Origin of the sequence: Terriglobus albidus (genome assembly GCF_025685425.1) — a bacterium.
Lineage (GTDB): Bacteria > Acidobacteriota > Terriglobia > Terriglobales > Acidobacteriaceae > Terriglobus > Terriglobus albidus.
This window is the reverse complement of sequence record NZ_JAGTAS010000048.1, coordinates 26,695-48,036: the sequence shown is the minus strand read 5'-3', so window position 1 is coordinate 48,036 and position 21,342 is coordinate 26,695. Positions and strand designations below refer to the sequence as shown.

The 21,342-nt window shown below is 58.9% G+C and carries 17 protein-coding genes; 11 read left to right on the top strand and 6 right to left on the bottom strand.

The genetic code is table 11. The features are described from left to right. The gene (locus OHL21_RS08230; protein ID WP_263416774.1) at window positions 1-2,028 is read right to left on the bottom strand and encodes an ABC-F family ATP-binding cassette domain-containing protein; all 2,028 of its coding nucleotides are present in this window, start codon (window positions 2,026-2,028) and stop codon (window positions 1-3) included. A gap of 107 nt (window positions 2,029-2,135) precedes the next feature. Between OHL21_RS08230 and OHL21_RS08225 the strand changes: the two genes are divergently transcribed. Then, entirely contained in the window at window positions 2,136-3,815 is a 1,680-nt protein-coding gene (locus tag OHL21_RS08225) for an AsmA-like C-terminal region-containing protein (RefSeq protein WP_263416773.1), read from the top strand. 216 nt (window positions 3,816-4,031) lie between these two features. Here the strand turns inward: OHL21_RS08225 and OHL21_RS08220 are convergent, their stop codons facing one another. After that, a complete protein-coding gene (locus OHL21_RS08220) occupies window positions 4,032-4,403 on the bottom strand; it encodes a hypothetical protein (protein WP_263416772.1) in 372 nt (123 codons plus the stop codon). Window positions 4,404-4,516: 113 nt separating this feature from the next. Here OHL21_RS08220 and typA point away from each other — a divergent pair, with 113 nt between their 5' ends. The 3 genes from typA (at window position 4,517) to OHL21_RS08205 (ending at window position 7,729) form a co-directional block, all read left to right on the top strand. Continuing rightward, on the top strand, window positions 4,517-6,334 hold the full coding sequence (typA, locus tag OHL21_RS08215) for a translational GTPase TypA (RefSeq protein WP_263416771.1): 1,818 nt from the start codon (window positions 4,517-4,519) through the stop codon (window positions 6,332-6,334). 35 nt (window positions 6,335-6,369) lie between these two features. Next, window positions 6,370-6,672: a hypothetical protein gene (locus OHL21_RS08210; protein WP_263416770.1), complete on the top strand. Its 303-nt coding sequence runs from the start codon at window positions 6,370-6,372 to the stop codon at window positions 6,670-6,672. Between the two features lie 106 nt (window positions 6,673-6,778). Next, on the top strand, window positions 6,779-7,729 hold the full coding sequence (locus OHL21_RS08205) for an LOG family protein (RefSeq protein WP_263416769.1): 951 nt from the start codon (window positions 6,779-6,781) through the stop codon (window positions 7,727-7,729). Window positions 7,730-7,848: 119 nt separating this feature from the next. On the opposite strand, the gene OHL21_RS08200 is transcribed toward OHL21_RS08205, so the two are convergent. Then, window positions 7,849-8,427 carry a hypothetical protein gene (locus OHL21_RS08200; protein ID WP_263416768.1) on the bottom strand — a complete coding sequence of 193 codons (579 nt, stop codon included), beginning with the start codon at window positions 8,425-8,427 and terminating at the stop codon, window positions 7,849-7,851. A gap of 45 nt (window positions 8,428-8,472) precedes the next feature. On the opposite strand from OHL21_RS08200, the gene OHL21_RS08195 reads away from it, so the two are divergent. Further along, a complete protein-coding gene (locus OHL21_RS08195) occupies window positions 8,473-9,636 on the top strand; it encodes a glycosyltransferase (RefSeq protein WP_263416767.1) in 1,164 nt (387 codons plus the stop codon). A 71-nt stretch (window positions 9,637-9,707) separates the two neighbouring features. On the opposite strand, the gene OHL21_RS08190 is transcribed toward OHL21_RS08195, so the two are convergent. Together OHL21_RS08190 and OHL21_RS08185 are read right to left on the bottom strand one after the other, a co-directional pair. Continuing rightward, a complete protein-coding gene (locus OHL21_RS08190) occupies window positions 9,708-11,474 on the bottom strand; it encodes a glycoside hydrolase family 13 protein (protein WP_263416766.1) in 1,767 nt (588 codons plus the stop codon). Between the two features lie 60 nt (window positions 11,475-11,534). Beyond that, window positions 11,535-12,857, bottom strand: a complete 1,323-nt coding sequence (locus OHL21_RS08185) for a zinc dependent phospholipase C family protein (RefSeq protein WP_263416765.1) — start codon at window positions 12,855-12,857, stop codon at window positions 11,535-11,537. Window positions 12,858-12,954: 97 nt separating this feature from the next. Here OHL21_RS08185 and OHL21_RS08180 point away from each other — a divergent pair, with 97 nt between their 5' ends. The 5 genes from OHL21_RS08180 (at window position 12,955) to OHL21_RS08160 (ending at window position 19,044) form a co-directional block, all read left to right on the top strand. After that, window positions 12,955-13,839: a hypothetical protein gene (locus OHL21_RS08180; RefSeq protein ID WP_263416764.1), complete on the top strand. Its 885-nt coding sequence runs from the start codon at window positions 12,955-12,957 to the stop codon at window positions 13,837-13,839. A 92-nt stretch (window positions 13,840-13,931) separates the two neighbouring features. Beyond that, window positions 13,932-15,395 carry a circularly permuted type 2 ATP-grasp protein gene (locus OHL21_RS08175; RefSeq protein ID WP_263416763.1) on the top strand — a complete coding sequence of 488 codons (1,464 nt, stop codon included), beginning with the start codon at window positions 13,932-13,934 and terminating at the stop codon, window positions 15,393-15,395. Window positions 15,396-15,404: 9 nt separating this feature from the next. Further along, a complete protein-coding gene (locus tag OHL21_RS08170; protein WP_263416762.1) occupies window positions 15,405-16,388 on the top strand; it encodes an alpha-E domain-containing protein in 984 nt (327 codons plus the stop codon). Between the two features lie 12 nt (window positions 16,389-16,400). Further along, complete coding sequence (locus tag OHL21_RS08165; protein ID WP_263416761.1) at window positions 16,401-17,387, top strand: transglutaminase family protein; 987 nt, start codon at window positions 16,401-16,403, stop codon at window positions 17,385-17,387. Between the two features lie 16 nt (window positions 17,388-17,403). Continuing rightward, window positions 17,404-19,044, top strand: a complete 1,641-nt coding sequence (locus tag OHL21_RS08160; protein ID WP_263416760.1) for an amidase — start codon at window positions 17,404-17,406, stop codon at window positions 19,042-19,044. Between the two features lie 369 nt (window positions 19,045-19,413). On the opposite strand, the gene OHL21_RS08155 is transcribed toward OHL21_RS08160, so the two are convergent. Continuing rightward, entirely contained in the window at window positions 19,414-20,382 is a 969-nt protein-coding gene (locus OHL21_RS08155) for a small ribosomal subunit Rsm22 family protein (protein ID WP_263416759.1), read from the bottom strand. Window positions 20,383-20,509: 127 nt separating this feature from the next. Here OHL21_RS08155 and OHL21_RS08150 point away from each other — a divergent pair, with 127 nt between their 5' ends. Beyond that, window positions 20,510-21,340 (top strand): putative bifunctional diguanylate cyclase/phosphodiesterase, encoded by an 831-nt coding sequence (locus tag OHL21_RS08150; protein WP_263416758.1) that lies wholly within the window; start codon window positions 20,510-20,512, stop codon window positions 21,338-21,340. Window positions 21,341-21,342: the final 2 nt, after the last annotated feature.

Below are 21,342 nucleotides of genomic sequence, written 5' to 3'. Positions count from 1 at the left end.
TTATGCCTGTGATTCAAGGGTGAGCGAGAGCTCTTCCCATTCTTGCATGAGCGACTGTAGTTGATCGCGGAGCTGCGCCAGCAGCTCGGTCTGCCGCTGCGTCTCATCCGCAGAGACGAAGTTGCAGAGGGCCTGTTCGGTGGTCGCTATCGCCGATTCGGTGCGCGGAATCTCTTCTTCAAGGGTGCCCAGACGGTCTTCCAGTTGACGGAGTTTGATGGGGTTCAGACGTTTGGTGGTGGTGTTTTGTGGAGGAGGCGGTACCGATCCTGCAGTATGTACCTGTTCGGAAAGTTGTGCCTCCGAAGCCACCCTGGCGTTGCGAGCGTTCACCCCAGCAAACGAAGTTTGGTGGGGATCCCGAAGCTGGGGCACCCGGGGTGAGGAAGAATCTGCATTGGACTGGGACCCTGCCGAAGCGGCTTGTCCTTCTTTAGTCCGCAGATAGTCTTCGTAATTGCCAGGATAGACGTGGACGTGACCGCCTTCGACCTCGAAGACGCGGGTCGCCAGGCCGTCGATGAAGTAGCGGTCGTGCGAGACGAAGACCACCGTTCCGGTGAAGTTGCGGATGGCCTCCAGCAGAACGTCCTTGGCGCGCAGATCGAGGTGGTTCGTGGGCTCGTCCATCAGCAGGAAGTTCGCCGGCGAGACCAGCATCTTGGCCAGGGCATAACGATTGCGCTCACCGCCGGAGAGCACGCCAAGCTGCTTGAAGACATCGTCGCCGGAGAAGAGGAAGCAACCCAGCAGCCCGCGCAGCTCGACCTCCGGCACCTTAGGTGCGGCGGACGAGATATCGTCCAGCATCTTGGCCTGCGGATCGAGCACCTTGTACTGGTCTTGCGCGAAGTAGTCGGCGGCTACGTTGTGGCCGAGCTTGATCTCACCCGATGTGGGTGGTTCAAGCTGCGAGAGCAGGCGAATCAGCGTCGATTTACCGGCTCCGTTTGCGCCTACCAGGGCAATGCGGTCGCCGCGGTCGATGGTGAAACTTACATTCTCCAGAACCTGTTTGGGGCCGTAAGACTTGTAGATCCCCTTCGCCTCCAGAACAGTGCGACCGCTGGCCGGCGGCTGGGGGAAGGTGAAGTGGATGGTGGACTCCTCTTCAGGAATGTCGATGTGCTCGATCTTTTCGAGCTCCTTGATGCGCGATTGCACCTGCTTGGCTTTGGTGGCCTGGTAGCGGAAACGGCCGATGAAAGCTTCGAGTTGCTCAATGTGGTCGCGCTGATTCTTATACGCCGACAGAAGCTGCTGCTTGCGCTCCTGTTTCTGTGTGACGTACTTCTCGTAGCCGCCGGTGTAGAAGTGCAGCCGCTTGTTCCAGACCTCCACGATCTTCTCAACCGTGACGTCGAGGAAGTAGCGGTCGTGCGAGATAAGGATGAAGCCGTGCGGATAGCCCCTAAGATAGCCTTCAAGCCAGTTGCGCGATTCGAGATCGAGATGGTTCGTGGGCTCATCGAGCAATAAAAGCGAGGGCTTCTGCAACAGCAGCTTGGCCAGAGCGATACGCATCTGCCAGCCGCCCGAGAACTCGCTGGTATCGCGGCCCCAGTCTGCTTTACTGAAGCCCAGACCGCCGAGGACGCTGCCCACCTGGGCATCGAGAGAATAGCCGTCGTGGGCCTGGAACAGATCATTGATCTCAGAGAAACGCTCGCCTACCTCGGTGTACTCAGCGGAGGCGGGATCAAGCTCCGACATGGCCTGGGTAAGTTGCTCGAGCTCCTGCTCCATCTCGCGCTGGGACTGAAAAACCGTCAGGCACTCGTTAAAGACGGTGCGCCCGGTGAGATTGAGGCCATCCTGCGGCAGATAACCCAGGGTCATGCCCTTGGTGCGGTGCAGGGCGCCATAGTCGAGTGTCTCGATGCCGGCTAAGGTCTTCAGCAGGGTGGATTTGCCAGTGCCATTGCCGCCCACCAGCCCGGTGCGTTCATGGGCGGTGATCAGCCAGTTGGCCTCGTCAAAGAGCAGTTTGGGACCGAATCGTTTTCCGGCAGCGGCGAGTTGCAGCATTACAACTCTATTTTCGCAGGTGTAGGCGCCCACATCCCTTACTGGCAGCACATCTCTGCTATGTGGCATCTGAAAACCCAGCACGACGTGCAGGAAAGGCCATTGCAGTGAACGACGAAGAACGCGAGCTAGCCAGCGGTTCCCCCGCCTCCGAGTCCACTCCATCCCCATCCCGACCCAAAAGCCGGTTTCGCTGGCTGAAATGGGTCGGCCTTGCTGCTTGCCTGGTACTGCTGGTCTTTGGGGCAGCCACATGGTGGCTTGCTCGCCACGCCGAGCCCCTGATGCGTCAGCGCATCATCGACACGCTCTCAGCCCGTTTTCAATCTCCTGTCGAGCTGGATGAGTTCCATGTCACCGTCGCCAAAGGCCTTGGCGTTGAGGGTAAGGGCTTACGCATCATGTACCTGACGGAGGTGAATGCGCAGGGGCAGCAGCGGGAAGAACCGATGCTGGCCGTCGACGAGTTCAGCTTTCGAAGCACGTTGAACGACCTACGCAAGTCGCCGACGCATGTAAGCGAGGTCCACGTTACCGGTCTGCATCTCCGCAAACCACCCAAGGAAGACCGCAAGGCGACGCCTCCGGAACCGAAGAAACCGCCGAAGGAATCAATCGTCGTCGACCGCATCATCGTCGATCATGCCGACCTGGTAATGGAGACACATAAGCCGGACAAGCTGCCGCTTCAATGGGATATCGCCCACATGGTGCTGGTCGATGTCGGAGCAAAGCGGCCCTTCGATTACACCGCCACGCTGGTCAACCCGAAACCGCTGGGTAATATCGCCGCCAAGGGCCACTTCGGCCCGTGGAATGTCTTTGTTCCTGGCGATACACCGCTCGACGGGGTTTATGAATTTTCGAATGCCGATCTGAGCACAACGAAAGGCATCGCCGGCATCCTTTCCTCGAAAGGCACCTTTGGTGGAACCCTGGACGATATCGTCGCGGACGGCGAAACCGATACACCGGACTTCCGCCTGGACGTCAGCGAGCATCCTGTGCCCTTGCACACGAAGTATCACGCCATCATCGACGGCACCAACGGAGATGTCCTGCTGCAGCCGGTTGAAGCCTGGTTGCTCAAAAGCTACTTCGTGTGCGTCGGCCACGTGATCAATAACAAAGATCCGAAAGGCAAGGACATCCGCCTTGACGTTGTAATGCCGAAGGCACGGATTGAAGACATGCTGCGCCTGGGAGTGAAGACCTCGCCTCCGCTGATGACCGGCGGCTTCAAGATGAAGACCAAACTGCATATTCCAGCGGGCGATATCCCGGTAGCGAAAAAAATAGAACTGACCGATGGCACCTTTGAGATTCGCAACGCCCACTTCACCAGCGACAAGATTCAGGAGAAGGTCGATGCGCTGAGCATGCGCGCCCAGGGCAAGCCCAAGGAGGCCAACGCTCAGGGTACCGCCGCTTTCGATATCCCCAGCGACATGCGCGGGAGCTTCCAGCTCAAAAACGGCATCATCAACGTTCCCTCGCTGCGCTATGACATGCCTGGCGCGCAGGTGTTGATGCTTGGCCAGTATTCGACCGACGGCAACACCTTCGACTTCGTCGGCAAGGTGCGCACCAAAGCCCGGATAAGCCAGATGGTGACAGGGTGGAAGGGATGGCTGCTGAAACCCGCTGACCCCTTCTTCAAAAAGCATGGCGCCGGTGCGGAGATCCCGGTGAAGATAAACGGCACCAAAGACGAGCCGCACTTCGGAACAGACTTCAAGGATGAGCGGACGAAGGATCTGGGGAAGGATCTGCCGCCACCGAAGTAGTTGCTGGTTGCTAGTTCCTGGTGGCTAGTTGAGGCTTGGCTACATGAGCACCCATACACCGGGTGCCTCATATATGCGAAGCATATGTGGGACGTTCGAGCGCAAGCTCGAATCGCTTTGCCAGTCCTCTTGGCTACGAACGACAAAAACATGTTCGAGCACAGCTCGAATTCCCACCCATCGCGATGCGATGGATGGGGGCACCCAGTGCATGGGCTATCGAATCAGCCTCCTCCAAAGCCGCCACCACCAATTCACCTTCGGTGGCGACATATCTACTCCCGGCTGGACGTAATAATCACAGCACTCCGGAACACTCTGAAGCACTCGTGGATCCATTCCCGCATAGCGATGGCAGCCGAAGTCCTGCTGTTTCAGGATCTCGATCGCCCGCTTCAGTTCTTTCTTGGTGGCGGGCTGACGTACCCAACCGCAGTGCGGAGGAGAGTTTTCGACCCAATTCACCAGCTCCGGAGCGATCTTCTGGGGAATCCCACAGCCCATGCACTCGTTCTGGATAACGTAAAAATCGCCGGGGACAGAGCGCGGGTCTGCTGTAAAGCGTGGTGGCATAGGGTCTATGGCCAAAGATTAGCCTCCTCCGTCGTCTGCCGCCAGCCCGTGCTGGTAAACTGTCGGAGGCGGCAGATTCCTGCCGGTTCCCCGCAAAACTCAAGTTTTCAGAACAGGATCCACTTCCCGTGAGCAACGCCACTACGCCTATTCGGAATATCGCCATCATCGCCCACGTCGACCACGGCAAGACCACACTGGTTGACGCGCTGCTGCGCCAGAGCGGCACCTTCCGCGCGAACGAGGCCGTGGCCGAGCGCGTGATGGACTCCAATGAGCTCGAAAAAGAGCGCGGCATCACCATCCTGGCCAAGAACACCGCGGTCCACTATGGCGACTCTAAGATCAACATCGTCGACACCCCCGGCCACGCCGACTTCGGCGGCGAGGTAGAGCGTGCGCTGAAGATGGTGGACGGTGTCGTCCTGCTGGTCGATGCCAGCGAAGGTCCTCTGCCCCAGACCCGCTACGTGCTCTCCAAGGCTCTTGAAGCCGGCCTGCCTCCAATCCTTGTTATCAACAAGATCGACCGTCCCGACGCCCGTCCTCAGGAAGTTCTGAACGAGGTCTATGACCTGTTCATCGACCTGGACGCCGACGAGAGCCAGCTCGAGTTCCCCGTGGTGTACACCAACGGCAAGGCCGGTACCGCCACCCTGGACCTGGCCCAGCCCGGCACCGACCTGAAGCCGCTCTTCGACACCGTCCTAGCGAAGATTCCGCCGGCCGTCGGCGATCACGACGGCGCTCTCCAGATCCTGGTCACCAACCTCGACTACTCCGACTACCTCGGCCGCCTGGCCATCGCCCGCGTCTTCAACGGCACCCTGAAGACCGGCGACGAAGTCAACGTTGCCAAGCTGGACGGATCGCTGCAGAAGACTAAGATCACCAAGCTGTTCAGCTTTGCCGGCCTGAAGCGGACCGACATCGAGCAGACCCAGATCGGCGATATCGTCGCCATCGCCGGCGTCGCCGGCATCACCATCGGCGAGAGCATCACCGGTGTGGACAATCCGCAGCCGCTGCCGAAGATCACCATCGATGAGCCGACGATCGCTATCCAGTTCTCGGTCAACAACTCGCCCTTCTCCGGACGCGAAGGCCAGTATGTCACCAGCCGTAACCTGCGTGACCGTCTCGACCGCGAGCTGCTGACCAATGTCTCTATTCGCGTGGAAGAGACGGATTCACCGGACAGCTTCAAGGTGCTGGGCCGCGGTGAACTGCAGCTTGCCGTATTGATCGAAATGATGCGCCGCGAAGGCTACGAGCTGATGGTCGGCCGCCCTGAGATCGTTACCAAGCGCATCGACGGCGCCCTGATGGAGCCGGTGGAATACGTAACCATCGACGTTCCGGAAGAGTTTGCCGGAACCGTGATCCAGAAGCTCGGGCCCAGAAAGGGCGAAATGGTGAAGATGCACGGCCAGGGCCGTCTGCGTATGGAGTTCAAGGTGCCCAGCCGCGGCCTGATCGGCCTGCGCTCGGAAATGCTGACCGAAACGCGCGGCACCATCGTGATGAATTCCATCTTCGATGGCTACACCAACTACCAGGGTGAGATTCCGCAGCGTCCGAGCGGTGCCCTGATCAGTGACCGTGCGGGCACCACCACCACCTACGCGCTGAACGGCCTGCAGGATCGTGGAGTTCTCTTCGTTGGCGACGGTGTAGAGGTCTACGAGGGCATGGTAGTCGGCGAGCACTCGCGCGACAACGACCTCGACGTGAACTGCGTCCGCGAAAAGAAGCTGACCAATATGCGCGCCAGCTCGGCCGATGAAGCCCTCCGTCTGGTGCCCTACAAGCAACTCACCTTGGAACAGTGCATCGAGTTCATCGCCGATGACGAACTCGTCGAAGTAACGCCGAAGAGCCTGCGCCTGCGCAAGAAGGTCCTGCAGGCCAACCGCCGTCCGCGCCGCAACCAAAACGTGGAGTAGTAGGCTTACGTCTAAGAGCTAGTCTCGGAGATTTGATGGCAGTACAGCCGGAAGCAGCGCACGAGGAAAGACAGCACCACGATCGTCCGGCCCCCGTCTGGCTGCAACGCATCTCGTTGTTCATCCTGGTGCTCTTCTGTGTCTACCTGGGCGTGCTGGTGACGGTGCTTCCCTGGTGGCCCCGCGTCTGGGACCACAACAATCTCTTTAATGCATATCCCGCCGTCGGCGCCATTCTACGGAATGGCGCCGTCAAGGGCCTGATCTCCGGCCTGGGCCTGCTGGACATCTGGATCGGCATCAGTGAAGTGATCCAGTATCGGGACTACCGCGGCTGATGCCGGGTTGAATAGTGCAATAGTTGAATAGTTGAATGGTTTTGGCGCTGCCGATTGTCGACCATTCAACTATTCAACCAATCAACCATTCAACTACCCTTGTGCTATGAGTCAGCCCCAGCATCCGGTTCCGGATCCCCTTGAGCACGCCCCCCTCGCCTACGAGAACGACCACTTCATCAACTCCCCCGATGGACGCATCTTCCGCATTCTGGCGGAGTACTCTGAGCCGCTTGCCCGCTTTCGCAAGGAACGTGTCCAGGACACGGTGGTCTTCTTCGGTTCGGCCCGCTTTATCGGTATGGACGCCGCGCAAGACCAGATGCGGCTGCTGGAGAACACCGGTTCGGCAAAACTCGCACCGGAAGAAGAACAGCCGGACTTCGACGGCGACGAGACCAGCGAGCTGAAGAAGAAGCGTACGGAAGCCGCCATTGAGATGGCTCGCTACTACGAAGACGCGCGCACGCTGGCGCACATGATGGCTACCTGGGCGATGAAGCTGCCGGGCCGTCGCAACCGCTTTGTCGTCACTTCTGGCGGGGGACCAGGCATTATGGAGGCCGCGAACCGGGGCGCCACAGAGGCCGGAGCCAAGTCCATCGGTTTGAACATCGCGCTTCCCTTCGAGCAGCTGCCGAACCCATGGATCACGCCTGAACTCAACTTTCAGTTCCACTACTTCTTCATGCGTAAGTACTGGTTCGCCTATCTGGCAAAGGCTCTGGTGGTCTTTCCCGGAGGCTTTGGAACGCTGGATGAGATGTTCGAGCTGCTGACCCTCGCCCAGACCCGCAAGCTGGCCAAGCAGATCACGGTGGTGATCTATGGCCGCGAGTACTGGTCACAGGTCATCAATCTCGACGTGCTGGTGGATAAGGGCGCCATCGCCGTCAAAGACCGCGACCTCTTCCAGTTCGCCGACACACCCGAAGAAGCCTTCCATCTTCTGGTCGACGGCCTGACGAAGAACCACCTGCAGCCGCAGACCGAACCTACAACTCCGCCGACTGTGGAGGACTTCGTCGGTCCCGATATCGCGAAAACAAGAGGATAAAGCAGTTTCGAGTAAACAGTTGCCAGTTACTGCGTGGCTACATTTTTTACTTGGTCTTTCCCAAGTATTCGGATAGACGCAGTAGCATTCGTCCGACTTCGTGCGTAAGCAACTGGCAACTATTCTTCAACGACCGAACGATTCAACCCTCTCCCAAACAGCGCCCTCGGTCCAGCCATTAAAAACCGGTAAATAATCAACGGAATGTGCTGCAAGTCCGCTCCGAGCGAGTCAGCCTGCCCATCCGTGAGGATGGCTCCCTGTTCCGTCGCAAACCAATTGAAGCCTGTCGACAGCGCCGCCAACAGAAAACTGGCGATCAGGCTGCCGCGGATCTTCTGGGGTGAGACCCAGGTGTGCACTACATATTGCACGCCAACCAGCACGGCCGGAATCGCCACCAGCATGATCAGCGCCGTGCCCCAGCGTGGACGGGCATCGCGCAGGCGCTGGATGATGGAGCCAAGAAAACCGCCTAATCCGGCTGCAAAGACGGCCTCGGTCAGCATGGCGCCCAGCGCCTGCCCCGGAGCGGCGTGATGGTCAGAGACAAAGAAGATAGGCGCGCGGAGGGCAGCGCTGAAGAGCGCCGCCTTCCAGTTCCACTCCCGAAGGAGATGCTGGCCGGGGTTACTGAGAATATCCACCAGGGCGCCGCGAAGCGTGATGGAGGGTGGCGCTGAAGATTCCGTGATCATGCAGGCTACACACAGCATAGACGGAGCACTGTTACGCTAGCTTGCATGAGGCAGCGCGTCGCCTATTTTCCGGACTCTTTTCATGAAGTCAATGGCGTCGCCCATACCAGCCGCAACTTTCAAGCCTTTGCCGAGCGTCACCAGCTCCCTTTCCTCTGCGTCCGCGCCGGATCGCGCGAAACTGCCTTCGAAGAGCATGGCAGCGTGCAAACACTGGAACTGCGGCGCAGCTTCGCCTCCGTTCCCATGGAACGCGACCTGGCCTTCGATACGCTCTTCTTGCGGCATCTGCGCATAGTGCGGCTGCGGCTGGAGAGCTTCCGGCCCGACCTCATCCACATCACCGGCCCGAGCGAACAGGGGATCCTGGGCGCTATCTTCGCCTGGCGCATGGGCATCCCGCTCGCCGCAAGTTGGCACACCAACGTGCACGAATACGCTGCCCGCCGCGCCGAATGGCTGACGCGCTTCTTCTCTCCCCGCGCCAAAGAAGCGACCGAACGCACGGTACAAGACGCAACCCTGAACGCCACGGCCCGGTTCTATCGCCTGGCCAAGGTGCTCTTCGCACCCAACGATGAGTTGTGCACGCTGCTCACCAACGCCACCGGCAAACCCTGCCACCTGATGCAGCGCGGTGTGGAGACTGGCACCTTCTCTCCCGCGCATCGCACCCGTCCGCTGGACGACAATGAGTTTGTCCTTGGCTTCGTCGGCCGGCTCTCCGTCGAAAAGAATGTTGCACTGCTGCCCGTGATTCAACGCGCCCTCGAATCACGCGGCATCACCAACTTCCGTTTTCTGGTCATCGGTCATGGCTCGGAAGATGCTCTGCTGAAAGCCGCCCTGCCCCGCGCCGAGTTCCCCGGCGTGCTGAAGGGCACCGCGCTGGCCACCGCTTACGCCAACATGGATGTGATGGTCTTCCCATCGCATACCGACACCTTCGGCAATGTGGTGCTGGAAGCACTCGCCAGCGGAGTTCCCGCTGTCGTTACCCCGGACGGCGGCCCCAAATACATCGTGCGCAACGACGAGACCGGCTACATCGCCACCGACGAAGGCTTTCCCGACGCCATCGAACGCCTTCTACGCGAGCCCACGACCCTGGCCCGCATGCGCCTCGCCGCACGCGAATACGCCTTGAACTGCAGTTGGGATGCGGTGTTTGAAAGGGTGTACGATGCCTACGGCAAGTTGAATAGTTGATTGGTTGAATCGTTGAATAGTGAGCCCGAGGTAAGTCGAGGCATTGTGCCTACCGATAAATCACCATTCAACTAATAATGGATTTCCCCGATATACACGCCGTACGGTTCAAGCTTCACGGAGTCGAGGTTCATCGGGCCCATGCCGTAGTCACTGCGCATCAGGCTGCGCAAGAACTGGCCGCGGAGACCGAGCTTCGTGATCTCGCTCTTCAGATGCAGCGTGACCGGCTTATCCGAGAAGTTGCAGGCCACCACGACGGCAGGTGAGGTTGCGGTCACACCTTGATGTTTGCGAACCCAGACCAGCGCGTTATCCGCATCATGGTTCAACAGGATCTGCTGACCCTCGCGCATCGCACGCCGGCTGCGGCGTAACGCGATCAACTGCTCATACCACTTCAGCAGCGAATGATCGTCCTTCTGCTCGGTCTCGACATTCACCGTCATGGCCGAGGTCGGAATCGGCAGCCAGGTCTTTGCCGCTTTACTGAATCCGGCCTCTGCTCTACCGTCCCACTGCATCGGCGTGCGCTCGCCGTCGCGGCCCTTCTCTTTCGGCCAGCCGATAATACCAATCGGGTCCTTCACATCCTCTTTGCGTCCCGGTGTGGCAGTGGCCATGCCGAGCTCCTGCCCGTAGTACAGCAGCGACGCAGAGCGCGACGTCAGCAGAATCGTCGCCAGCACACGTGCAATCTCTTTATTATGTCGACCATCCCCATAGCGGTCCCAACTGCGCGGATTGTCGTGATTGTCGAAGACCAGCAGAGGCGGGTTGCCGTGGAGCTGGGTCTGCGCCGCCTCAAGCTTCTCACGGAAGGCAGTGACATCCAGCTTGTTGGTGAAGCCTACGCCTGTATCCATCGGCAACTGCAGCTCGTCATTCTTTGCGCCATACCAGGCGGCGAGATCGGCGGCACTCTTCGTGTAAATCTCACCGACCAGAAGACGCTGCCCCGGTGCATTGTTGATCACGGAGCGCAACTCCCGCAGGACGCCGTGTATCTCCGGCAGACCCATCTGCTGCGATTTTTCGATATTGGGATCGCCGAAAATGTTCAGTCCTGGAAGCTCTTTCGCATCGGCCAACGACGAATCTTCGAACAAGGTATCGATGGCGTCGAGCCGGAACCCGGCGACACCACGATTGAGCCAGAAACGCGCCACATCGAACATGGCCTGCTTCACCTGCGGGTTTCGCCAGTTCAGATCAGGTTGTTGCGGATAAAAGCAGTGATAGTAAAACTGCTTCGTCTTCTGATCGTACTGCCAGGCGGAGTGACCGAAGAGGCTCTGCCAGTTGTTCGGCGGTAAAGGCTTGCCATCTGGACCCGAACCTTTGCCATCGCGCCATACATACCAGTCGCGCTTGGGATTGTTCTTGCTCGACTCCGACTCTACGAACCACGCGTGCTTGTCGGAGGTGTGGTTGAGCACCAGGTCCATCAGCACGCGGATGTTGCGGCGGCTCGCCTCCTGCACCAGGTTGTCGAAGTCCTCCATCGTGCCGTACTGCGGATCGATCGACGTGTAGTCGGAGATATCGTAGCCGAAATCGACCTGTGGCGAGGGATAGATGGGCGTAAGCCAGATGGCGTCCACACCAAGTGACTGCAGATAATCCAGGCGCTGGGTGATGCCCTTCAGATCGCCGACACCATCGCCGTTCGAATCCTGGAAGCTGCGGGGATAGATCTCATAGATGACAGCGTGCTGCCACCATGGATCGGAAGACATACCCGAACCCGCCCAACCGGGACGGGACAACATCTGCGCACTCAAGCTCAGGGAAGAGGCCAGCGCAGCGACTGCCAACATGCGGCGAAGGAAGACCATAGCTATTGCAACCTTACTTTTGTTGGACGCAATCTGCACGCCTCACGTGGTTACAGGAAATCAATTCGATACCTTTGCTTGTCGTACAGCAGCCACCCGTTGCTGCAGGGAGACAAGCTGAAGGTGAATGCGATCTATGTCCTTTTGCGGCACCTGGTTCTCGCCCACAGGACCGTCGGCATAAAAGCGAACAAGGTGATCCAGAACGGCCGGAGGCACGGGTTGGGCCTTTGGCTTCAGATATTCCTGCAACAGCCGTTCATGGGTCTGATCGGAGAGGCGGTATTGTCCGAACCGAATGAGATCGCCGGTGTCCAGATTTGCACCACCCAATCCCAGAGCAGCCGTAGAAATCTGCGCCTTGTCAGCCGGGCCATTACTGGCCGCAAGTTGTTTGAGATACTCGCCATAGCGATCGACCGTCTGATTCACGCTTTTGATGTAGCCATCCTGCTGCGTCGCATTGGGAATCTTCGGCTTCAGCACCTTCAGAGGACCTATCTTCGGCAGCAGCTTCACGAGAAAAGCCAGAAAGCGAGTTCCAACGCCCGGCTTCGAGTAATCACGTCCCCACTTCTTTTCAAACTCCGTGCGCCGAAGCCGATAAATGAACTTGCGCTTATTAAAGCCTGGATTCTCCTTCTCGATCTGCTTCGCATAAGCGGTCGCGGCGATAACAGTCATCTTTGGGATGAGTTCGGAGACCGCACTGCGATAGGTGGTAATGGCGTGGTCTTCATCGTGTAGTAGATCCTGAAGCTTCATGCCATAGGTTTCCTCAAACGCACGGTCGAGCAGAGGCTTCGCAACCTGAAAGCCAATGAAGTCGCGGTAGTTGTCCTGGGAATAACGGCCATGCGCAACCTCCACGACATCGAAACCAAACTCCGTACGGATATGCGCGACCTTGGCCTGTTCGTAAGTCACAACATCCCCATACTTCTTCTTCAGCTTTGGATTCTCTTCCGCGGTCAGACGGTTGATGTACGGATGTCCCACCGCGTCAGCTGTATAGTGCGCCAGCGCGCCGAGAGCAAAGGCCAGCTCGTCCGCATTGCCGGCGTCGTGCAGCAAATTCTCGACGAAGGTTCCTGTCCGGACGTAGTGCAGCATGTCCGAATAGAACTTATTGCCAAATGGGTAATAGCCGAGATCCTGAATTAAACAACCACCATAAGCATAGGAGTGTGCTTCCCTCAGTTGATCGGAGGTCAATCCGGGATAGCGCGCCTGCAGCAGGGGGACAAGGTAGGGTGTCCAAACCATATCGACAACTTCCTCGTGCGACAACACGCTGTAAGCATTTGCCGTAGCTGCATCCCCAAATAGCAGCAGCAACGACACCCATATAACGGCAAATCCGTGGAAGCATCGCAGAATCATGGACGTTCTCATAACGTAAGATGCAAAATCCGAAAAAGAGGCATCGCAGGCAACATCAGCCTGAGGCGCATGTGTCTCATAAGACTGGAGGTGGACTATGTCTTCCAGGATTTTCCCCGCCCTTCTCCTCGTTTCGGCCGTCTCTGTCGCACAGCAGACGGCACCGAATTCCGTGGGAAGCCAGGGCACCAGCACCCAGGTGCAACAGGGCACGCAGACCCAGGTGCAGGGTGCACAGAGGGGCAACAACACTACGGCACAGGCAGTACAGGCCACTAACCTTGATGCGGAACTGAAGTCGAGTCTGGACTCCAAGAAAGCGAAGCAGGGCGATCAGGTCACGGCTGTCACGAAATCAGCCGCAGTCTTGAATAACGGCACTACCCTCCCCAAGGGTACGACCTTGATCGGCCATGTGACCGAGGCTGCGGCCTACAACAAGCAGGCGGGCACAGGTTCTGTGACTTTCCTCTTCGATCAGGCCAAAACCAAAGAAGGCAATACGATCCCCATCTACGCTGTCGTACGTGATCTGAAGCCATCCCTGATGTCCCAATACCAGATGAGCCAGACCGGCGGCGGGAACGCTGATCCAGGGATGGCAGCGCCTGCACCGGCTCCCGACCCCTCGGGCGGCGGTGGAGTTGCACCCTCGGCAGGCGGTGTGGTCGGCAATACCGTGGGCGGAGTGCGTGGGGCAACAACGAATACGGTGAATCGTGCCGGCCAGACAGTAGGCGGCGCGACGAATACAGTCGGCAGTGCGGCTAATGGAGCCGGAGAGACTGTGGGTTCAACGGCCGGTCAGGTTTCCGGCGCTGGAACGGTCGGGGCGAACGGAGCGGTTCAGACGGCAATCCCGGGCGTGATGCTGTCGGCTTCTACAGACACCTCCAATTCCGGCACTGTGGCGGCCAGCGGACAGAACGTACACGTCGATAGCGGTTCGCAGATGACGCTTGCGGTCGCCGCACGGCAGTAGACCCACGAAACTGCGGTTGAGATTCAGCCGGCCGCGGGATTTGCAGTTTGACTGCGATGCCGCGGCCTCTATACTCAAACCACAGTTTCCAGATGGGTACACTTCAGACCAGCCAGTTCAAGATGCCGGCGCTCCAGAACTACCTTCTGGACAACGCCTACGACGAGATGTTCGCCTCGCCCGAGGCGCTGCACCCTCACTACCAATTACTGTTGAATCACTTCACGTCTTTGCCCCACGCGGAGCTGCAGCGCCGCAAACAGGCTGCCGATCTCTCCTTCCTGAATCAGGGCATCACCTTCACGGTCTATGGCCGGGAAGAAGGCACCGAGCGCATTTTCCCCTATGACCTCCTGCCTCGCGTGATTACCGCGCAAGAATGGGCGACGGTGGAACGCGGACTCACACAGCGTATTACCGCGCTGAATTTGTTCCTGCGCGATATCTACCACGAGGGCCGCATTCTGGCCGATGGCATTGTGCCGCGCGAGGTCGTCTATTCCTGCAAGCAGTTCCGGCGCCAGATGGTGGGCCTGCAAGTGCCGCGTAATATCTATATCGCGGTCACCGGCACTGATCTCATTCGCCTGGAGAACGGCGAGTTCGTCGTTCTGGAAGATAACCTCCGCGTCCCCTCGGGCGTGAGCTACATGCTCACCAACCGGCGCGTGATGAAGCGTATCTTCCCGCAGCTCTTCCGCAGCTATAACGTGCGGCCGATCGAGCAGTACACGCAGTTGCTTCTGGGCACACTGCGTTCGCTGGCGCCCGAAGGCCGGCCTGAGCCCAATATCGTCCTTCTGACGCCGGGCGTCTTCAACTCCGCCTACTATGAACACGCCTACCTTGCGCGCCAGATGGGCATTGAGCTGGTGGAAGGCCGCGACCTGGTAACGCATGACAACGTCGTGTATATGCGGACAACTTCAGGCCTGCGGCGCGTCGACGTGATCTACCGCCGTGTCGATGATGACTTCATCGATCCGCTGGCTTTCCGGGGAGATTCCATTCTTGGTGTCGCCGGCCTGTTCAACGCCTACCGCGCCGGCAACGTAACGCTGGCCAATGCATTCGGCACCGGCGTGGCAGATGACAAAGCGCTTTATGCCTACGTCCCCGACATCATCAAGTACTACCTCAGCGAAGAACCTGTGCTGAAAAACGTGGAGACCTTTCTCTGCGCCCGCGAGAATGAGCGCAAACACGTGCTCGCCAACCTGGAGAATTTTGTCGTCAAGGCAGTCGGCGAAAGCGGAGGCTACGGCATGCTGGTTGGTCCGCACTCCACCGCGGCGCAGCGAGAGGAGTTTGCACGGCGCATCGAGGCCGACCCGCGCAACTACATTGGCCAGCCGACCATCAGCTTCTCCCGCGCGCCATGCATGTTCGATGACCAGCTCGAACCGCGCCACGTGGACCTTCGCCCGTATGTACTGTACGGAGATAAGGTCAGCATCGTCCCTGGCGGCCTGACACGCGTAGCGCTGCGTAAGGGGTCGCTCGTCGTCAACTCGTCGCAGGGCGGCGGCAGCAAAGACACCTGGGTGTTGAGCTAAGGAGACATCATGCTATCCCGTGTTGCAGACAGTCTCTACTGGATGAGCCGTTATCTCGAGCGCGCCGAGCACACCACGCGCCTGCTCGACGTGAATTTCAATCTCATGCTCGATGAGTCTGCCAGTGGCACCGATCATCGCTGGCAGCGCATGGTGACGGCTCTCGGCCCAGCGGGAACAGAATGGGACGGCGATCCTTATAAACTTTCGCATGACCTCACCTTCGATACGGCGAATCGCACGTCGGTGCTCTCCTGCATCATCGCGGCACGTGAAAATGCACGCCATGTCCGCGAGCAGATCTCTACCGAAATGTGGCACCGGCTCAACTCGCTCTATCTCGCCGTCACCCGGCCGGAGATGCACAGCGATATGCACGCCGAGGCCCTGCTGAGCGGAGGCCAGGAACCAGGCGAGTTTCTACAGTCCGTGATGGAAGCCGTCCATCAGTTCCAGGGTGTCACCGACTCCACTATGTCGCACGGAGAGGGATGGCATTTCATCCAGGTAGGCCGCTTCATCGAACGCGCCTCGGCTACCGCCATGCTGCTGGAGGCATATCACCACGACCTGTGGGAACATCCGGAACGCATCCCCGAGGGCAACGAATATCTCGAATACATGGGACTGCTGCGTAGCGCTACGGCTTTCGAGGCGTATTGCAAGGTCTATACTGCCGACCTCACACCCGAGCGCATTCTTGAGTTTCTCCTGCTCGATGAGAACTTCCCGCATTCGCTGCGGTTCTCGATCGAGAGCCTGGTCAGCGCACTGGATGCGATTCAGCGAGAGAGCGGTAAGTCGCGCACGGAAAACCTAACCCGGCTTGCGGGCCGGCTGCAGGCAAGCCTGCGCTACTCCAGCGTCGAAGAGATCCTGCGAGGCAATGTGGTTGATTACCTACAGGGCATCCTGAGCGAGTGCCGCGACATCCACTGCGCCATCTATGAGTTGTACATCGATTACTCGATTCAAACCGCCCTGGCAGGCTAAGGAGGAAAACCGATGTACTATTCAGTCCGCCATCTGACGAAGTTTCTCTACAGCGACCCGGTAAGCGAGTCCATCATGGAGACGCGGATGCATCCACGTTCGGACTCCAACCAGCGCTGCCTTAACTTTCAGCTCTCGGTCACACCGCGCTGCCGTGTCTTCAGTTACCGCGATCATCTGGCCAATCATGTCCATCACTTTGATATTCCCGGGCAGCACACGCAGCTTGTGATTGTTGCCGAATCTCTGGTGGAGATCGCTCCCGTCCCACAGGTGCCTGCATTTCTCGCGCCGGATGCGTGGAAGGAGCTCGACTACATGATCGAGCAGGGCGACTACTGGGAGATGCTCTTCCCCAGCGAGTTTGCTACACCGACAGCCGCTCTGGATGAGCTTGCCGAAAACCTGGAGGTAACGCGCCGCGACGATCCGTTGCAGGTGCTGCATGAGTTGAATGAGCGGCTCTATAAATACTTCGACTACAAGCCGAAGTCCACCAAGGTGGATTCGCCGATCGACGTCGCCATCAATCACCGCATGGGAGTATGCCAGGACTTCGCGCACATCATGATCACGTTGGTGCGTTCGAAGCTGCGGATTCCCTGCCGCTACGTCTCCGGTTATCTTTTTCATGGCAACGAAGACCATGACCGCTCGGTCTCATCAGCCACACACGCATGGGTAGAAGCGTTGGTGCCACAGCTCGGCTGGGTTGGATTCGACCCAACGAACTGGCTCATCGCCGGTGATCGTCATATCCGCACCGCCATCGGGCGCGACTATGCTGATGTACCGCCGACGCATGGAATCTTCCGCGGCCTTGCCAACTCGGAACTGACCGTGGCAGTCCGCGTGACGCAGAGCGAAGGTACACCGCTGCTCGACCAGGAGCTGCCGGTACCGGAAGATTGGTCGATTCTGGTGGAACGCGCACAACAGCCGCCATCGCCACCGCTGGTGAACCTGACACAGCTTCAGCAGGCACAGCAACAACAGTAAGTACGGAGGCCAAGTCATGCATGTCCTGAAGGCCACACTCCTCTGCACGCTGCTGAGCGTGTCCGCTATAGCCGCGACACCGACCCCTGCGGCGATGGACCGCGATCTGCTCGAGGTCTCCGTCACGAAGCTGCATACGCTCTACCGCGCACATACCTATACCGTCCGGCAGGTCACGGAGTGGTATCTCGCTCGCATTGACAAGTACAACCCAGCATACAAGCCGATGCTTGAGCTCGACCGCGAAGGCGCCTTGAAGCGAGCCGATCAGGAAGATGCCGAAGCGAAGTCTCCCGCTACCCTTGCCGCAAAGCTGAAGACACAGCCTCTCTGGGGCGTTCCCATCGCCATCAAGGCCAACACCAGCATCGAAGGCCGTGTGACCAGCGATGGATGGACCGGCTTCATGCAGCCCGGTCATGAGCTGATTGCACCGCGCGATGCACAGATTGTCGCGCACTTCAAAGCTGCGGGCGCCATCATTCTCGGCCACACCAATATGCCGGACTTCGCCGCCAGCGACACCAACAACAGCAGCGCCGGCGGACGCACCGGCAACGCCTACAACGTGCGCTACTCTCCAGGCGGCTCCTCCGGAGGAACCGCGACCGCTGTCGCGGCAAACCTCACAGTTCTGGGACAGGGCACCGATACTTCAAACTCCATTCGTAATCCCGCTTCGACGGATTCGCTCGTCGGCTTCCTGCCCACACGCGGCCTGGTCAGCATTGCCGGCATCGCACCCCTGGACTGGCTGCTCGACGATACCGGTCCTCTGGCGCGCAATGTCACCGATGCCGCCATCGCTCTGGAAGTCATGGCGGGCGAAGACACGCTCGACAATCGTACTGCCGGCTCAACGGCCAAGGAACCACCCCACTTCACGCAGTATCTGAAGGCCGATGCGCTGAAGGGCAAACGCTTCGGTGTGCCCAGCTTCATCCTCAACAATCAGGGAACCGCGCTCAGCTCCACAGGTGCTTCACGCAGCCTTGCACTTCGCCCGGAAACGCTGACTGCATTCCGGAAAGCGATCGAGGGGCTACGTGCCGCAGGCGCAACCATCGTGGAAGATGACACCATTCTTCCCTCAAGCTTCGAAGCATTGGTCCGTGCCATCGGTACCGGCCCCTACCGCGCAGAAGGGTTTGAAAATTTCCTGAGAGATTTTGGACCTGCCGAGTATAAGTCTCCGGCAGCCTTTGAACAGGCTACCGGTCAGAAGCTGCCAGGGTTCCTCTTAGGCCAGGGCCGTAGCAATGCACCTGCGACTCCGCAATGTCGCCTGGAAGATGACCCGAAGTCCAAAGAGACCTTTTGGGATCCGCAGGCAAAGGCCCTGGCCGCATACAACGAGGCCCTCGATCGCCTGCATCTTGACGGCATGGTCTATCCAGCGCTGCAGATGCCGCCCAATGACGAGATTGCTCCGCAGCCCGGCGGCGGACCATCCACTGGACCACACAGCAATACTGGCTGGGTGAACCGAATCGGCGTTCCCGCCGTCGTGGTACCAGGTGGCTTTTATGACAATGGTCTTCCCTTTGGCCTGGAGATCAGCGGGAAGGTATGGCAAGACGGCGCACTGCTGGGCTACGCATATGCCTATGAACAGAAGACGCACCACCGCAAACCGCCCGTGCTTGCGGCGGAATAGACACTCCGATCGTTCGACTTGCTGGAGAACCTTACTTGGATTGGAACCGCATGTGAGTCCGCCCACAGCGGCGACAACGCCACGGCTTTAGACCAACAAGGGAAGCAATAATTTCAAATAAACCGCTCGCCGGACGACGTTCCAATATCACGCCGATGCAGTTTGAACATTCTCTACTACTCATGGATACAGAACGTGCTCCGATCTTCAAGTCTCTGCTTCAACCGAGACGGATACAAGGCCAAGAAAACGACAAACCTAAGTGTCTTTTATGCAATGGAAGAGAGATGAGCACCCGGTAAATTTTTATATTTTTGGTAACCAGGGCCGGAGCGGTACGACATTGCCTACTTAGTAATCTAACAGATTCTACTGTTCGTTATCCAACATAAAATCAAGCGTTTCACCCCAGTCAGTTCTGCGAGCCTGCTTATAGATTTTGTCCCGCTTCCGGATTCCCGGCTGGGTCATTGTTCCGTCCGGATTACAAAGCTTCAATGCGATCAAGCCACTGTTGATCTTCGGACGCGTCAACACGCGTGACTTAGGCTTCACTGGCCGCTCCTCGCGGCTCACCGCCAGGTAGAGGAACTTTTCATCCTCCCATGGCACGTCTCCCTGCTTGACCAGGCGGTGCATGCGGCTACGCTCGACCCTTTCGGCAAAGTGACACCAATCCGGACTCACCAGAGGGCAAGCGAAGGCATGCGGGCAGGGGGCAAGGATCTGGGCGCCTGCATGCAGCAGGGCGGTACGCGCCTCCAGAATGCGCTGCCATCCGGCGGGAGTGCCGGGCTCCACCAGCAACAGCACGCCGGCGGTTGCCGACCATAGATGCTCGACCAGCAGACGCTGTGCGGTGGCCGAGAGCTCCGAAAGAACATATGCACAGGTCACCAGATCGAAGCGGGTGAGGACCTCGGAGCTATCTGGGATTGCCGTCGAAGCCAGATCCCCAGCCCGCCACTCTGCCGCGATCCCCGACGCAGCAACCAGGGGTTCCCCTGACTGGCGAATGGGAGCGCTGCCCTCAAGCAGAAGAGCCTGCCTTAGCGACGGCCAGACATCCCCGGCAGCCAGCACGGCTGTCCCAGGCCCGCTACCCGCATCGAGCTGCGTCACCGGAGCAAACTCCGGATGCACGTCTGCCGTCTCCGCCATGGCACGGCGAACGGCGCTGAAGGTTGCGGGAAAACGGACAGCAAGGTAAGCCGCGGCAGCCAGATCACTGGCTAAATGAGCGCTGGCGGTCGGTGCCTCCGTGCGGTACCGTTGTGAGAGCACTTCGGCGGCCTGCCGCAACTGCTTGAGCGGAAGCCCTTCTAACTGTTGTTCCACCGCTTGGCGGATTTTGGCCGGTACCTGCATCCTATTGAGAAATGGGACTCCGAACCCCTTTCAGAGGGTAATAGCCGGAAAGTTGCATTGCTGGGCCCCTTTAGCGAGACCTACGATGAAGGACGTTATGAAACACGAAAATCCTCCCCACACTGAGCATATCCCGATGAAGGGTGGACTTGCCCGGGCGCTGGAGCGCGGGGAGTTGACCCTTCATTTTCAGCCGAAGATCGACATGAAGCCGACGGAAGGCGCGACCGGCGTTGTCGTGGGATATGAGGCCCTGTTGCGCTGGCAGAACCCGATCGTTGGCTCTATCTCCCCCGGTGACTTTCTCTCATGGGCCGAGCGCAGCAACGAGGTCCGCACCGTAGGCTACTGGGTTGCCGACCAGGCTCTGCGCCAACTTGCAGCTTGGCGGGCAAGCGGTCTTGCTACGCCGCACACGCGCGTCTCCATCAATCTCCTGGGACGGCAGTTGAACGATCCCCTGCTGCTGGATGAACTGCTGGCTGCCGTGGAGCGTCATCGTCTGCAACCCGACGATCTTGAGCTTGAGGTCACCGAAGCAACACTGGACGAAGAGGCTGCGGGCCTGAACGCGCTGCGTGAGCTGAAGGATGCGGGCTTCCGCATTCATCTGGATGACTTCGGCGCTGGCTACTCTTCACTGAGCTATCTGCATCGCTTCCCCTTCGACTGCGTGAAGATCGACCGTACCGTGGTCGCGGACATGGATCGTGAATCGCAGAGCCTGTCGCTGACCAAAACCGTCGTGGCTCTTGGCCAGAAGCTTCGCCTCCAGGTGATTGCCGAAGGAATCGAGACCGCAGAGCACGTGAACATGCTGCTCGAGATGGGATGCCATCTCGGCCAGGGCTTCTACTTTGCTCGTCCCATGCCGGCCGTAGCGATTGAGCGCTGGCTGCTGGCGGAACCGACACAGCAAACGGCGTAAAA